Origin of the sequence: Vreelandella titanicae BH1, from assembly GCF_000336575.1 — a bacterium.
Classification (GTDB): Bacteria; Pseudomonadota; Gammaproteobacteria; order Pseudomonadales; family Halomonadaceae; genus Vreelandella; species Vreelandella titanicae.
Genome location: NZ_AOPO01000024.1, coordinates 36,907 through 52,654 on the forward strand (window position 1 = coordinate 36,907; position 15,748 = coordinate 52,654).

Sequence of the window (15,748 nt, forward strand, 5' to 3'; positions counted from 1 at the left end):
GCATGTTGACCGGCGACCCTGCACTACTCAGTGGCTATGCTATTGGCTACATATAACCAAGAAGTCGAGGTATAAACATGAATAACAATAAGTTTGACATATCGAATGAAGAAACAGCGATTGCGAGTCCATCGGGGTGTTGCCCGTTTCAAGGTGATACCTTCCCCTGGTCCCGCGAAAGGCAATCCCCGTTGATGCCACCGCCACAATATGCGCAGATTCGTGAGCAAGAGCCGATCTCGCGCGTCAAGCTCTGGGACGGCAACTCGGTTTGGATCTTGACAAAAATGGAGGACTTCCGGGAGCTGCTGACGAGCCCTCACTTCAGCGCATCCCCTTTGACGCCTGGATTTCCTTTCATCACGCCGTCTCGGGAAGCACAAAGCAAATCCTATCAGACCTTCATTACCATGGATCCTCCGGATCATGGCTATTACCGAAGAACGATGACGAAGGAATTCATGATCAAGCGCATGCAGGAGCTGCGGCCGTCTGTGCAGCAGGCCTTGGATGGGTTGCTCAATGATATGGAACGCAAAGGTGCGCCAGCGGACTTCATCGCTGACGTAGCGTTACCGTTACCATCACTGGTGATCTCTATTATGTTGGGCGTGCCCTATGAGGATCATGACAAGCTCCAAGAGTGGGCAGGGAATCGCATGGACCTCAGCACTAGCCCCGAGGAGCTGACGCAGTCGGCGCGGAACATGAGCAAATACATTTCCGGCCTGCTGATAGAAAAGGAGCGTGATCCCGGAGATGGTTCTGACCTGCTGAGCCGTATGGTGATTGAATGGATTAACCCGGGCAAGCTATCGCATGACGACGCGGTCCAGATGGGGGTATTGCTTTACATGGCTGGCCACGAGACCACGGCCAACCAAATTGGCTTGGGGGTGCTTAGCCTATTTCAACATCCGGACCAGAAGGCGGCCCTGATGGAGGATGCATCACTAGTGAAAGGTGCAGTGGAAGAGATGTTGCGCTTTCATTCTATTACTCATATGAATGCGAATCGGGTCGCCACAGAGGATGTTGTGATCGGCGGTCAATTGATCCGCAAGGGCGAAGGTGTTTTACCACTGCTGCATGCAGCTAATCATGATCCGTCGGTTTTTCCTGAGCCGGAAAAATTCGATATTTTCCGTGATCAAAAGGACCATGCCCATGTCGCCTTCTCATACGGCATTCATCAGTGCCTGGGGCAGCCGCTTGCACGTCTTGAGCTACAAATCGTCTTCGAGACGCTGTTCAAACGGTTCCCCGACCTGCAATTGGCCGTTCCATTTGATGAGCTTGAATTCAAGAGCGAGTCCTTCGTCTATGGGCTCAAGACCTTGCCGGTAACTTGGTAGGTGCCCCGCACTTGGCAAGAAGCAATCCCAGTTGAATGCATTCGCCCGCTCTTCATGCCTCAGGTTGCAAGAATAGTGATTGAGTCAAACAAATGATAGTGCTATGCCTCATGGGTTCATTCATGTTGCTTTTTTCATTTAAAACGGGGATTGGATTGATGAGTAAGCCATTCAGGGGCAAAGTCGCTCTGGTGACTGGTGGGGGCTCCGGTATCGGGCGGGCGACTGCGTTGACGTTCGCGCGTGAGGGTGCTGCTGTGGTCATCGCCGATGCGGACCGACAAGGCGGCGAAGAAACCGCAGCTATCATCGCCGAGCGTGGTGGGCAGGTGCTGTTCTTGTGTGTCGATGTCACGGATCCAGCATCTGTAGAACGTATGGTTGCCACGACGGTGGAGCGCTTCGGCGGACTGGATTGCGCCTTCAACAATGCTGGCATTCCAGATGGCTCGCGAAGCCTGCTGACGTCCAGCCAAGATAACTGGAACCGAGTGATGGCGGTCAATCTCGAAGGTGTCTGGCATTGCTTGCAGGCGGAGCTAAATCACATGCTGAAGGCGGGGCAGGGTGCTATTGTCAACAACTCCTCTCGCTCCGGCCTAGTGGGCGTGCCCTCAGATGCGGTGTACGGTGCCGCCAAGCACGGCGTAATCGGCTTGACCCGGGCCGCGGCGGTGGAATTTGCATCGCAGGGCGTTCGGGTGAACGCAGTCTGTCCCGGCCTCATCGAAACCGAACTGACGCGTGCACGCTTTGGTGATGAATTGGCCAACCTCGCAAAGATGGCTAACCCTCTAGGGCGCATGGCCCAACCGGAGGAAGTTGCGGAGGCCGTCGTTTGGTTATGCTCCGACGCAGCTTCATTCTTGGTCGGGGTAGCGTTGCCTGTCGATGGCGGTAGCACAGCCCGATAGGCAATCTGCCCCCGAAATGGTAAGCGAGAGGGGCCTCTCGCGGTTGAGATGATTGGCGCTGTTAGACTGGCCCGCTGACGTCGTAAGTAATAGTCTGGAGGCGGTCTGAACTCCATGAACACCTTGCGTTTACTGTATTGCACTCTCACCGCGAAGTCTTATCTGGGCTCGATGTAATGAATTTTTTCGGTATAGCCGAAAGCAACGTGCTGTCGCTGTGGAGTCACCTGCCACGGATGGTATCCATGCGATAGTCATACGAACGGCTCATGTTTATCCCCTTGAAGGCCGTTGCCCCTTATTCCCTCTCCAACGATTTATTCTCTGTAACGCCGATAGGAATACCCTCTCACTAAAGTGCTAAATTGTATTGGATCTTTTGTGCTTGGGGCTGTTTGATTAATCTAAATTGTGCGATAGAAATTTTTGGCACATGAGGACAAGGCAACCGGATTCATCTTGCCTTAGTAACTCAACCATGAGCTGCCGCGCTTTGCCTGACGAAGACCATGGTGCGACTGCTAATCGTTGGGCAAAACACTACAACAAGACATAATCGCTCTTGGGAGAAATGAATGATTCTAACCAATGGAATGTGCCGCATTCAGGCAATGGTAGCCGCCCTGGCCGTAGGCGCCGGGCTGGCCTCCGTCGCTAGCTCTGCTTCAGCAGAAACCGTACTGAGCTACTCGCCGTGGCTTCCGCCGGGCTATGTCCTCAACGACACCGTGCTCTATCCCTGGATGGACGAGGTGACAGAGGTGACGGAAGGTCGTGTGCGGGTTGAACCGCGTGCCACTGGTGTTGGCTCGCCGCGCGATCAGTTTGATGCGGTTCGCGACGGTTTGGTGGATATCAGCATTATCCCCTTAGGTTACGCCGCAGGTCGGTTTCCGTTGGTCGAAATCGGAGAGCTGCCGCTACTGCACGAAAACGATGCCATTCTTGCGCCCACCTTTTATTTCATCTATCAGGAGCACCTGGCCGAGTTCGAACCCTTTAAGGGTACCCACCTGCTGTCTCTGTATACCTCGACACCGGCTCATCTATCGACCACTACTGGCATCATCAACGACATCGGTGATCTCAAGGGGCTCAAGCTGCGCGTGCCCAACTCCACGGCCAGTCAAGTAGCTAAGGCTGTAGATGCCATCCCGATCCAGAAATCGATCACCGAGATGCATGGCCTGGTATCGGCGGGGGTGATCGACGGGACCTTCTTTGCTCCCCATTCGGTGGTCGATTTCAGCCTTGAGAACTATCTCCAGTACATGACACTGGTGCCCGGTGGCGTCGGTCAGTCGGTGCAGGTGCTGCTAGTCAACGAAGATAAGTGGAAAGCTATTGAGGAGGCGGATCGGCAAGCGATTATGGCCATCTCTGGTGAGCGTATTGCGCGTGCCGCGGGTCAAGCATTCACGGATTCCGAGGAGGACGCCACCGCCAAGCTGAGGGACGCCGGGGTGACGATTGAGCAGATGTCACCCAAAGTGTCAGAGGCCTTCGTCGAAAGACTGCAGACGGTTGACCAAAGCTGGTACGTATCGGCGAGAGCGGCCGGCTTGAGCGACCCCGAGGCGGTACTATCCGATTTTCGTGCCAAGTTGAAGGCTACGGCTGAGGCGCAGTAGTGCCTCTGCGCGCCACTAAATGAAATCAGTTGAGAGGTATGTTGCCATGAGCGAGACCTGCATCATTATCGGTGCTAGCCATGCAGCGGCGCAGCTGGCTCCCAGCCTGCGCCAGGAAGGCTGGGCGGGGCTGATCATTGTGATCGGTGACGAACCCTATGCCCCCTATCAGCGCCCACCGCTGTCGAAGACCTATCTTCAGGGCGAGAAAGGAGTCGATGATCTTCTCATCCGCCATCAGGAAGCTTACGCCAAGCATGGCATCGAGCTACGTCTAGGTGAACGGGTGGAGGCAATCGACCGTGAGAGCAAGACAGTCACCCTTCAAAATGGTGATGTGCTGTATTACGACAAGCTGGCACTATGTACCGGTGCTCGAGTACGGAAGGTATCGTTGCCGGGGGCCGACCTGGAGGGCATCCATTACCTGCGCAATATCGACGACGTCAATCATATTAAGGCCCATGTCGGTGAGCAGAAGAACGCTGTCATCGTCGGCGGTGGCTATATTGGCCTTGAGACTGCTGCCGTGCTAAATAAGCTCGGCATGCAGGTTACCGTTCTAGAAATGGCTTCTCGAGTGCTGGCCCGGGTGACGGCACCGGAAGTATCCGAGTTCTATGAGCGCGTGCATGCGGAAGAAGGTGTCAACATCCAGACCGGTATTGCTGTCAGTGGCTTCGAGGGGGCGAAGCGAGTGATGCGCGTCGTCTGTGCCGACGGTAGTCATTATCCAGCCGATCTAGTGGTCATCGGTGTCGGTGTCCTGCCCAACACTGAACTGGCTGAGGCCGCTGACCTGGCCACCGACGACGGTATCCTGGTTGATTCGTACACCAAGACCGCGGATCCCGATATCGTCGCTGTTGGCGATTGCACTATGCATCCTTCCGAGCTGTATGGCTACGTGCGCCTGGAGTCGGTGCCCAATGCCATGGAGCAGGCAAAGAGTGCTGCCGCCACGCTTTGCGGCAAGCAAAAACCTTATACCGCATTGCCCTGGTTCTGGTCCGATCAGTATGACCTGAAGCTACAGATTGCCGGGCTTAACCGGGGCTACGACCAGGTAGTCATTCGCGGTGATCGTCAAGGCTCACGTAGCTTCGCAGCCTTCTATCTCCAGGAGGGCCGTTTGCTCGCCGTAGACTGCGTCAACCGGCCACAGGAATTCATGCTCAGCAAGCGGTTGATCACTCAGCAAATCCAGATCGATGTCGCAAAGTTGGTTGACGATACAAAGTCATTCAAGGAGCTGGTAAGCGCGTAGACGTGTCGTACGTTATTCAATATAAACAATAGGAGTAAACAGCTATGCCTACAATTAATTTCATTCTTCATGATGGCCAGAAGGTAGCGGTCGAGGCCTATGAAGGTAGTTCCGTTATGCACGGGGCCATGGATGGCATGGTCGAGGGGATTGTCGCCGAGTGTGGTGGTGCCTGTAGCTGTGCCACCTGCCAGGTCTATGTGGATGAGGCCTGGATGGAAAAAGTCGGGCCTGCCTGTGAGATTGAGCAAGAAATGCTTGGTGTCGCTCCCAATGTGCAACCCAACAGCCGCCTGAGTTGTCAGGTCGAAGTTACCGATGAGCTGGACGGCTTAGTCGTGCATGTTCCGGCTGAACAGTACTGAGGTGATAGTCAATCGTGTGTACAGCGTACCGAGATTGAAGATTAAGGAGGTGAAATGAAAGTACTCGTCGCGGTCAAACGCGTCATCGATTATAACGTCAAGATCCGCGTTAGATCGGATCACTCTGACGTCGACCTCACCAACGTCAAGATGGCCATGAACCCCTTCTGCGAGATCGCCGTGGAAGAGGCGGTACGTCTCAAGGAAACAGGCGTGGCCACCGAGGTAGTCGTCGTGACCGTCGGGCCCAAGGCCGCCCAGGAACAGCTGCGCACCGCGCTGGCGCTGGGTGCCGATCGGGCGATTCATATTGATACGTCAGTTGAGACCGATAACAAGGTTGAATCGTTGACCGTGGCCAAGCTGCTCAAGGGCGTCGTCGACGAAGAGCAGCCGGGTCTGGTGATCTTCGGCAAGCAAGCCATCGACACCGATAACAATCAGACCGGCCAAATGCTTGCTGCGCTGACTGGCTGGGGGCAGGGCACCTTTGCCTCCGAGGTTAAGGTCGAAGGAGATACGCTCCAGGTCACTCGAGAGATCGACGGCGGCCTGCAGACCGTATCTTTGCAACTGCCAGCCATCGTCACCACCGACCTGCGCCTCAATGAGCCACGCTACGCCAAGCTGCCTGATATCATGAAGGCCAAGAAGAAGCTGCTGGAAGTCAAGAGCCCCGCGGAGTTCGGTGTCGAGGTGGTCTCGAATATCACACTGCTCAAGGTTGAGCCGCCGGCCGAACGCCAGGGCGGCGTCAAGGTGGGCTCGGTGGACGAGCTGGTTGACAAACTCAAAAACGAAGCCAAAGTGCTTTGAAAGGAGCTGATTAAATGAGCATCCTGGTCTTGGCCGAGCATCACGACGGCGTCCTGGTCGGCGCGACTGCTCATGTGGTCGCGGCGGCAAAAGAGATCGGTGGCGATATCGATATTCTGGTCGTCGGTGAGCACGTTGCTGCGGTAGCCGAGGCGGCCGCCAAGTTCGACGGTGTCAACAAGGTAAGGGTGGCCGACCACGTCACCTATGCCCATCAGCTTGCCGAGCCGCTGAGCGCGCTAATCGCTGAGTTGGCAGGTGACTACAGCCACGTGCTGGCGGTGGCCTCCACTACTGGCAAGAACGTGCTGCCTCGCGTGGCCGCACTGAAGGACGTCTCACAGATTTCTGAAATCATTGCCGTGGAATCTGCTGACGTCTTCAAGCGCCCCATCTACGCTGGCAACGCTATCGCCACTGTACAGAGCGCCGATACCTTGAAGGTTATCACCGTACGTTCCACCGGTTTCGATGCCTGCCCTGATAGGGGGGGCGAGGTTGGTAATGCTGCCATCGAGGCGGTGAATTTCATCGCCGACAACGCACAGTCTACCTTCGTTAAGGAAGAGCTAGCGCAGTCTGACCGCCCCGAATTGGGTGCCGCCAAGGTGGTGATCTCTGGCGGCCGCGGCATGGGTAGCAGCGAGAATTTCAAGCTGCTCGAAGGCATCGCCGACAAGCTTGGCGCGGCCATCGGCGCATCAAGAGCCGCGGTGGACGCCGGCTTCGTGCCCAATGACATGCAGGTCGGCCAGACAGGCAAGATCGTAGCCCCGGACCTCTATATCGCCGTAGGCATCAGCGGAGCCATCCAGCACCTGGCCGGCATGAAAGACTCCAAGGTAATCGTCGCGATTAACAAGGACGATGAGGCCCCGATCTTCCAGGTCGCGGATTATGGCCTGGTGGGTGACCTGTTCCAGGTGTTGCCCGAGCTTGAGCAGAAGCTACAAAAACAGAATCTGGACGCTAACTAGTGGGAGCCCGTGGTACAGCAAGTCGTGGAGGGAGGTCGACATGGTCCGATCTATGATGGGATGTAGCAACGCCCACCGTCAGTCGATAGGGGAGAGAGATTGAGTCCGACGACGGAGGAGCTGTTCAGGCGCTTTGGCCCTGGTTATAAATGGTGGGCAGCGGCGACGGTTATGATCGGAACGCTATCGATGGTGGTGTCGGCAACGACCATTACCGTGGCTGTGCCCTCCATCATGGATCAGTTTGGCATGAGCCAGCAGCAGGTCCAGTGGTTGGTGACCGGTTTTCTGGCCTCGATGACTTCGTCCATGCTCTCACTGGCGTGGCTTGTGGATGCATTCGGCCAACGCTTGACCTTCGTCGTCGGCTTCTTTGTGTTCATTGTCGCTAGCCTGCTGGGTGGCTTCGCACCCAGCGCCGAGGCCATGACGGTGGCACGGGTGATACAGGGCGCGGCTGCTGGTGTCGTTCAGCCACTGGCGATCATCGTAATCTTCCAGGTGTTTCCTCCCCGTCAGCGTGGCCTGGGGATGGGCATCTACGGAATGGGTGTATTACTCGGTCCAGCTATAGGGCCGACCGTGGGTGGAGTGCTGGTGGATGCTTGGTCATGGCGTGGAGTGTTCTTCCTTACGCTTCCCTTCTGTGGTCTTGGCGTCTTGCTGGGGCTACTCTTTCTTCCTGCTCGGTTGGCGAAACGCCCTAGTCGAGCATTTGACTGGAACGGGCTGCTGCTGCTGGTCACCGCCTTGGTGAGCTTACTGTGGTCGTTTGCCAATGGCGATAGGCTGGGGTGGTCGTCACCGCTGATTCTAGGGCTGTTGACGTTAGCCACGACGAGTTCGCTGGCATTTGTCGCCTGGGAGCTACGTAGTCGTCGTCCGATGCTGAACCTGCAGGTATTTTTGTCGCGGGACATGGTGCTGGGCGCTGTGCTGATGTTTGCCCACGGGGCGTCGCTCTACGGCACGACCTACCTGATTCCGTTGTTTATGCAGCACGTGCAGGGCGTCTCGGCGACCGGCGCAGGGGCAGTGCTGGTCCCTGCCGGATTACTTATGGCCCTGACGTTTCCCTTCGGCGGCTACCTTGGCGACCACGTGCCTCCTCGTTTCCCTGCCGTGATTGCATTGGTATGTCTGGCGGTGTCGGCCTATCTGTTGACGCTGGCGGATGCGGAGACCAGCTTCTGGTGGATGGCTGCCTGGGTGGCGCTGGGTCGCCTGGGGCTGGGGATCCTGAATCCCCCCCTCACTATCGGCGCATTGCGCTCCTTGCCCGATGAGTTGCTGGCCCATGGATCCGGTGCCCTTAGCTTTGCCCGACAGTTAGGAGCGACATTCGGGGTCAATCTGCTAGCGGTGTTGCTGGCGCACCGGATCGCCTTTCATACCGACGCCCTGAGAGTGACCCAGGCAGATGTGGGGTGGGGCATTCACCAGCAGGCCCAGGCTCTGGGCTTTCACGACACCTTCCTGATACTCAGCCTAGTTTTGGCACTGGGTCTGGTGCCGGCTTGGCTGATCGGCCAGACAGCGAAGGGAAACAAGAGACAACAGGCCGTATCTGGCCAGCAGCTGCGACGTGATACTAGGAGGCGAAAGAAATGACTAGCTACACCACGGCCTCGGGCCCCTTGCACGGGATCAAGGTTATTGAGGTTGAAGGGATCGGTGGTAGTCCATTTGCGGCCATGTTGCTTGCTGACATGGGCGCGGAGGTTGTGCGCATAGAACGTCCACAACGTAATTCTGCCGAGTTCGGGGGGACCGACCCTGGTCCAGTGCTTGGGCGAGGGCGGCGCTCCATTATTGGCTTGAACCTGAAGAGCCCGGACGGGCTCAGTCTGTTGCTGGACTTAGTAAGGGAGGCCGACGTGTTGATTGAGGCGTTCCGTCCTGGGGTGGCGGAGAGGCTTGGCTTTGGACCGGATGCCGTTCACGACCGCAACCCTCGTCTCATCTATGGTCGCTTGACCGGCTGGGGCCGTACTGGTCCGCTGGCACATACCGCTGGTCACGACATTAACTACACCGCCCTGGCGGGCGTGCTTGGTGCGATCGGACGCAAGGACAGTCCGCCTGCTCCGCCGCTCGCTCTTACTGGCGATATGGGGGGCGGCGGGTTGGTACTCGCTTTTGGCATCTTGGCCGCCCTGTTCGAACGGCATAGTTCTGGGCGGGGCCAAGTCGTCGATGCGGCGATGGTGGATGGTGCAGCGCTACTGATGTCCGCCTTCTGGGGTTTTCATGGCCGCGGGCTGTGGAACGTCGAGCGCGAGAGTAATCCGGTCGACGGTGGGGCTCCATACTACGACACGTATAAATGCAAGGACGGCCGCTATATCTCCATCGGGGCACTAGAGCCGCAGTTCTACACGGTACTGTGCGACCAGTTGGGTATTGACGTGGCTCACGACCGCGAGAAGCCCGACGCTTGGCCCCGGCAACGTGAGGAGCTGCGGGTACTCTTTCTGTCCCGAACCTGCGAGGAATGGTGCCGGCTTCTAGAAGGAACGGACGCCTGTTTCGCGCCGGTGCTGAACTTCGAGACCGCGCCTAGCCACCCCCACCTACAAGCACGGGACACCTTTATCAAGCTGGGCGGCATCGTCCAGCCGGCACCAGCCCCTCGCCTCAGTCGCACGCCAGCTACAGCGCAGCCAGCTCCCGTGCGCTTCGCAACCACCCGTACCACGTTGAACGAGTGGGGAATCGAAGAAACACGTATTTTGGCCCTACTGGAAGCTGGAATACTGCAGTAACTGACCAATCTTGTTGTGATGTTTTTTCGACTGATGTAGGGCGGTTCAGAGAATGTCACGGCGCAAATTGCTCGCTACGACTTGACCAGAACAGTCAACCTAGAACAGAAGCTTCAGATCATCGTGGGGAGAGGAAAAATCGGCCACGTAAATCCACTCAAATGCGATAGATACCTTGAGAACCATCGCTTGGTAGAGTCAGAAACACCAGCATTGGTATCTGGGATGTCTTTCCTTTTATAGGTTTTTCATCTTGCTTCATCTTGTAAACATATTTGTGATGATTGATTTTAGTTTCTAATGTTGATCTTTCAATCCTCCATTGAGATGTACCTCAATCTTGTTGGGTTTCTAGTTGCTTGGCCTAGAAGTTTTCGAAAGTGGGCAAAAGTTCTAATAATATTCTTAACTCTTACCTGCTGCGCTCCGGTCAATCCGCGTGGAGGGTAGGAAACAGCTCCGACCCATGTATGGCCGAGCTGCTGATTGACCGTCGAATGCAGAAGGGCAGCTCGTATCTATGCACGCCGAACTACTGCCAACGCTATCTATCGGCGGCGCGCTTCGCGCAGCCGATAGATACGTCGACTTCTCAATTCGGCTTCTGCTGCGTAGTGCAAGCAGCGCTAGCTTGAAGCGCAATCCGTTATGGATTGCTTTCGCACTCATCGGAAGATTAGGCTCGTTCAGTTCTAGTGGAGCCGTAGGAGGAAACATGCCGTTCGACATGCTTATCAAAGGACGCCTGGAAAAGGGCGCGAAGTTGATGGACGTAATTGACCCGTCGACTAGAGAAGTCTTCGCGCAGTGTGCTCGCGCCTCGGCCGAACAGGTCAACTTGGCGGTAGATGCCGCCGCTGCTGCCTTCGACGAATGGAGTTCGACTCCGCTGGCGCAGCGACAGGCGGTTTTAGCTCGTGTTGCGGACGTCATTGAGGCTAATACTGAGGAACTGGCACGCCTGTTGACGAAGGAGCAGGGCAAGCCTCTCGCCGAAGCTACCACTGAGGTGGGCGGTGCCGCTTATCTGTTTCGCCACTACTCCAGCGTCGACATACCAATTCGCGTGATCGAGGAAACTGAGTCTGGCCGGGTCGAGTTGCACCGCCGACCGCTTGGTGTCGTCGGCGCTATCCTGCCATGGAACTTCCCGGTTTTCATGGCCTCCGGCAAGATCGCACCGGCCCTGCTAGCGGGTAACACTATGGTGTTGAAGCCAGCGCCAAGCACGCCACTCACTACGCTCAGGCTCGGCGAGCTGCTCAAAGATATAATTCCGGCCGGCACGCTCAATATCATCACCGACTGCAACGATCTCGGGCCGCTACTGACCAGCCATCCGAAGGTCCGCAAGATCGCTTTTACCGGATCGACCCAGACCGGCCTGAAGGTGATGAGCTCTGTCGCGGCCGACCTAAAGCGGCTGACCCTAGAGCTGGGCGGCAACGACGCTGGCATCGTGCTCGATGATTGCGACCCGAAGCAGGTGGCACCGCTGCTGTTCAAAGCGGCGTTCGCCAACAACGGTCAGGTCTGCGTCGCGATGAAGCGCTTGTACGTTCCAGAGAAGCTGTACGATGCTGTCTGCGAAGAGCTTGCCGGTATCGCGAACAAGGCGGTGGTCGGGCCGGGATTGGAGGAGGGTGTCGAGCTCGGTCCGATTCAGAACCGCGAGCAGTACGAGAAGCTTAAGGCTCTGATCGAAGAGTCCCGTTGGGATGGCGAGATAATCGCCGGTGGGGACTGCCCACAGCGGCCGGGCTACTTCATCAATCCCACCATTGTCCGCGACATTGCCGAGGGCAGCCGGCTGGTCGACGAGGAGCAGTTCGGCCCGGTGTTGCCAGTGATTAAGTACGCCGATCTGAACGATGCAGTGTACCGTGCCAATGCCACCAGCTACGGGCTAGGCAACTCCGTCTGGTCACCGAATGTCTCTCGTGCCCATGAGGTTGCCTGCCGGCTCGACTCCGGCACGGTCTGGGTCAACCAGCACGGCGTCGTCACGCCGACCACACCGTTCGCCGGCGCCAAGTTGTCGGGCTTCGGCGTTGAGTTCGCTGAGGAGGGGCTGGCGGAACTTACGCAGGTGAAAGTGGTGAATGTGACTAAGATATAGCCCAGCCTTTGAGCCAATTTTTCTGAATCAAAGGTAGGGAAGTAAGAAGGGCCAGATCGAACTATCAATAACTACGTAGGAGAAGGTATGCAGACATACACGTTTATCGTTCTGACGAATCCGAGCGAAGGTTCGGAGGAAGAATACAACCGTTGGTACGAGGAGCAGCACATCCCGGACTTGCTGAAAGTCCCGGGCGTGATTGGCGCGCAGCGCTTCCGAATGGCGCATGACCCGATGCAGGCGAATCCGCTGTGGCGATACCTCGTGATCTATGAGCTACAGACAGAGGACCCGAAAGAGGTGATGGATGAGGTATTGCGGCGCGTCGGCGGAGAGACTATGCCGATGAGCGAGGCTCTCGATCCACACCTTTTCGCAGTTGTCTACGAGCCCGTTTCCGTAGGGGGCGGTGCGCCGTAATTGGCTGACGAAGCGTTGGCTAGGCCTATGCGGCTACAATACCAAGCCTCACTCACCGTTGAGGCCATCTTCCATGCCACCCATGTCCTTGCAGACCCAGCGGAGGTAAAGCGACCGTCAGTCAAGGCACGGAAGGAGACACTAAGCTTCTGAAACCGGCTCCCTGGGAATAAATCCAATAAAAACATCAAGTATAAATAACTTCGAAACTCAGAACCTAAGGAAATACCATGACTAGCGATACCTCACCAAGTGTCGAAACCAGAAACCCGATTGCGCTGAAAAATATTGATACTATCAGGGATTTTTTCTCTCTCTACTTGAAAGACAAAGACCGATTTTATTCACTTTGGGTTGACGACCAGCCCAGTGTCTTAACACCATTTGTTAGTGACGATGTCGCGGTGTGTAAAATCGGCGTTCATTCCGGCTGGACCGCCGTCAAGGCATTCTGGGACCCTATCTTTGATGAAATGACAGGCACCTTTGATTGGGTCGTTGACGATTTTATTGTTGGGGAAGACCCCAACACGATTGTCACCAAGGCCCAAAGCGCAATCGATGTGCAAACCGGCGACACCTGGGGAAACAAACACCTCCGCTACAATGGCCGCTATGTACAAATATTCCGCTTTAGAGACGGTAAGGTAGAGTCCTTTGAAGAGTACTACGACACGGCATTGCTCAACGCACAGTATTCATAACAAAGAGCGTGAGTTGCTATGTTTTTACATTTACAAACTAAAGAACGTCCCGCACAAACTGCTTGCGCGCTGATAAAAAAGCATTTATTACGCGCGATTCTGACTGGGATAATTACCACGGCAACGGTTTCTATTGCCGATGAGAACGGTACTGCTGACGTTTGAAAGCGAATTATTCATGTCGATCATGAACCTGAAAACTGGCTGAGCCACGGCCGTAATTACCGCGAAACTCGATACTAATGGGTACACTCAGGCTGAGATGAATTTTTTCCAATCCAATATTTTGAGATCCGAAGGCTCAGTTCGGCTACTGCGTTTCTGAATCCGATCAAGCACCGCAGAAATTTGATAGTTGTCACGGATGCCGTAATTACCTGAATGTTGTTTTAAGGAAAAACGAATAGTTGGGGTGACACTGCAGGGCCGTGGGGAGACTCGCTGTCGACGCGAGGTCATTCTTATTTGTGGGGCGATCGGTACGCCGAGGCTACTGCAGGGGCTCGGGAATTGGTGAAGACTCGTTGCTGGCTCGCTTAAGGTGCCCACGATCCATGATCTGCCGCGCGTGGGCGCATATTTCCTAGGCCATGATATGGCGCAGATCGTTGCGCGTGGCAGCGGCTTCACCTCCATCAGTCAAGCGGCTGCGCCTGCTATGGGAGGCGCAGCGCTGGTCGTTTAGAAAATCGAGCTTTCTGGGGTTGCAGTTGGCGTTGGTACATTACTTTATGAAGTGGGGGGAGGCGGGCGATGCCGGTCTTCAATGCATCTTTACACAAGCTAGCCATTTGACCAGAGATCAGGGCGATCAGGGTCGTTGCGCTGGTGGCCTGCGCGGTCTAGCAGCATCGCCTACGCAGTTGCGGCTATGTCCGTGCTCAGTCAATGGATATGAAGGTTCCTCCGCTAATTACTTGGCTGATGAAGAGGGCCAGCGAGTGTTGTCGTACGGTCCTTAAGATCCTGGCAAGCAAGACGCTTCGGTCTTTTTACGAGCAAGAGTTGGCGCTCGGTGCGGACGTTACTAGCGTTGTGGATTGGCTTACATACGCTGCCACGAAGGGTTCCACGGTTTTCTACCTCTATCTATAGGTGCGGCGCGAATGTGCCCTGCCACTGATCGACGCAGTGGTGGATCCCATCCATGGGCTGACAGGGTTGAGGGTGATTGATGCCTCGATCATGCCGAACCAGACTTCCAGAAATACCGCGACGGCAACCATGGTAATTACCCTCAAGGGCAATACCCTCTGTGTCTCACAGGGAGTTTTTCGGACGCGGTGGTTGCGAAGGCCATTCTTTGGGAACTTTCTGTTCATATAAAAAGCATATGAAAGCATCCGATGAAAGTATTGGATCTGTCGATGAGATGGGCGGATGGTGGTTTGGAGGCTATCGGAAAATGCCAGTGTGAAGTGTCGGCTTTCCTGATATGAGTAGTCGATGAGAAAAGGAAATGACCGTGCGAATGACTGTGGACGATCTGGTTGAGTTGCTCAGACTGGAGCGGCTCGATACCTACCTATTTCGTGGTGCCTCGCCGGCCGGAGGCACGCCGAGAGTTTATGGTGGTCAGTTGTTAGCCCAGTCGGTGATGGCTATGGGGCGATCTGCCATTGGCCAACGCTGGTTGCACTCGTTGCAAGGCTACTTCCTAAGACCGGGAGATATCACCCGGGATATGCTCTTTCGGATTGAGCCTATTCGTGAGGGGCGAGGTTTCTCCACACTCGCTTTGTCAGTGCTGCAGAACGACAAGCCGATCTTTACTGCGTCAGCTTCCTTTCAAGCGCAGGAAGGTAGTGATGAATGGCGTGCGTCGATGCCACGGGTGGCCGAGCCGGAAGCCTTGGAGTCGGAGGAGCAGTTCCTGGCTCGGGTCGGTTCGCTCGATCGCAGTAATGGCGCCGTGAACCCTGCGTTCTTCCATGCCCTAATCGAGCGTCGCAGCGCCGATTGGCGGCATCCAGTGATGCCCGGACGGCGTGCTCCCAAGGCGGGATTCTGGTGCCGGATCCGGCAGCCATTGGGTGACGACCCTCTAGTGCATCAAGCATTGCTTGCTTATGTATCGGATCTTGACCTGATGGCTACCGCCATGCGGCCCCGGGGCATCGGCGGGCTGCATCCGGCCGCACAGGCGGCGAGCCTCGATCATGTGATGTGGTTTCATGCGCCGGTTCGTGCAGACCGATGGTTCTACTACGACATCGAGGGAGCGTGCTCGGTTGGGAACCGCGGGCTGGGGCGCGGTGAGATCTATCAGGACGGACAGCTCGTGTCGACGACCATGCAGGAAGGGTTGCTGCGCGTCAATGCCAAATTCGAATGAGAGAATAGGTGAGTTTTTCCCGCAACTTGAATGAGCGTTTAGAAAAAGCTACTTGATGGAGAATGGCGATGGGACAG

At 56.0% G+C, this 15,748-nt stretch carries 14 protein-coding genes; all 14 read left to right on the top strand.

All coding sequences use genetic code 11. The features are described from left to right. Positions 1–77 precede the first annotated feature (77 nt). The 14 genes from HALTITAN_RS23310 to HALTITAN_RS23375 all read left to right on the top strand — a co-directional run bounded on the left by HALTITAN_RS23310 (position 78) and on the right by HALTITAN_RS23375 (position 15,671). The gene (locus HALTITAN_RS23310) at positions 78–1,355 is read left to right on the top strand and encodes a cytochrome P450 (RefSeq protein ID WP_009288565.1); all 1,278 of its coding nucleotides are present in this window, start codon (positions 78–80) and stop codon (positions 1,353–1,355) included. Between the two features lie 122 nt (positions 1,356–1,477). Then, entirely contained in the window at positions 1,478–2,269 is a 792-nt protein-coding gene (locus HALTITAN_RS23315) for a glucose 1-dehydrogenase (RefSeq protein ID WP_201764713.1), read from the top strand. Between the two features lie 575 nt (positions 2,270–2,844). After that, the gene (locus tag HALTITAN_RS23320) at positions 2,845–3,900 is read left to right on the top strand and encodes a TRAP transporter substrate-binding protein (RefSeq protein WP_009288566.1); all 1,056 of its coding nucleotides are present in this window, start codon (positions 2,845–2,847) and stop codon (positions 3,898–3,900) included. 46 nt (positions 3,901–3,946) lie between these two features. After that, positions 3,947–5,167, top strand: coding sequence for an NAD(P)/FAD-dependent oxidoreductase (locus HALTITAN_RS23325; RefSeq protein WP_039860797.1), 1,221 nt, complete (start codon positions 3,947–3,949; stop codon positions 5,165–5,167). Between the two features lie 44 nt (positions 5,168–5,211). Beyond that, positions 5,212–5,532 carry a 2Fe-2S iron-sulfur cluster-binding protein gene (locus HALTITAN_RS23330; protein WP_039860798.1) on the top strand — a complete coding sequence of 107 codons (321 nt, stop codon included), beginning with the start codon at positions 5,212–5,214 and terminating at the stop codon, positions 5,530–5,532. A gap of 54 nt (positions 5,533–5,586) precedes the next feature. Next, entirely contained in the window at positions 5,587–6,348 is a 762-nt protein-coding gene (locus HALTITAN_RS23335) for an electron transfer flavoprotein subunit beta/FixA family protein (RefSeq protein ID WP_009288568.1), read from the top strand. Between the two features lie 14 nt (positions 6,349–6,362). Beyond that, positions 6,363–7,325, top strand: a complete 963-nt coding sequence (locus HALTITAN_RS23340) for an electron transfer flavoprotein subunit alpha/FixB family protein (protein WP_009288569.1) — start codon at positions 6,363–6,365, stop codon at positions 7,323–7,325. A 99-nt stretch (positions 7,326–7,424) separates the two neighbouring features. Next, a complete protein-coding gene (locus tag HALTITAN_RS23345; protein ID WP_009288570.1) occupies positions 7,425–8,936 on the top strand; it encodes an MDR family MFS transporter in 1,512 nt (503 codons plus the stop codon). Next, a complete protein-coding gene (locus HALTITAN_RS23350; RefSeq protein WP_009288571.1) occupies positions 8,933–10,090 on the top strand; it encodes a CaiB/BaiF CoA transferase family protein in 1,158 nt (385 codons plus the stop codon). Before HALTITAN_RS23345 ends, HALTITAN_RS23350 begins: the two co-directional genes overlap by 4 nt. A 715-nt stretch (positions 10,091–10,805) precedes the next feature. Beyond that, positions 10,806–12,209 carry an aldehyde dehydrogenase family protein gene (locus HALTITAN_RS23355; protein ID WP_039860800.1) on the top strand — a complete coding sequence of 468 codons (1,404 nt, stop codon included), beginning with the start codon at positions 10,806–10,808 and terminating at the stop codon, positions 12,207–12,209. 87 nt (positions 12,210–12,296) lie between these two features. Beyond that, positions 12,297–12,632 carry a DUF4286 family protein gene (locus HALTITAN_RS23360; RefSeq protein WP_051052213.1) on the top strand — a complete coding sequence of 112 codons (336 nt, stop codon included), beginning with the start codon at positions 12,297–12,299 and terminating at the stop codon, positions 12,630–12,632. A gap of 230 nt (positions 12,633–12,862) precedes the next feature. Then, on the top strand, positions 12,863–13,336 hold the full coding sequence (locus HALTITAN_RS23365; protein WP_009288572.1) for a nuclear transport factor 2 family protein: 474 nt from the start codon (positions 12,863–12,865) through the stop codon (positions 13,334–13,336). A gap of 1,134 nt (positions 13,337–14,470) precedes the next feature. Beyond that, on the top strand, positions 14,471–14,662 hold the full coding sequence (locus HALTITAN_RS25075; RefSeq protein WP_425598109.1) for a GMC oxidoreductase: 192 nt from the start codon (positions 14,471–14,473) through the stop codon (positions 14,660–14,662). Positions 14,663–14,807: 145 nt separating this feature from the next. Beyond that, a complete protein-coding gene (locus HALTITAN_RS23375) occupies positions 14,808–15,671 on the top strand; it encodes an acyl-CoA thioesterase (protein ID WP_201764714.1) in 864 nt (287 codons plus the stop codon). Positions 15,672–15,748 lie beyond the last annotated feature (77 nt).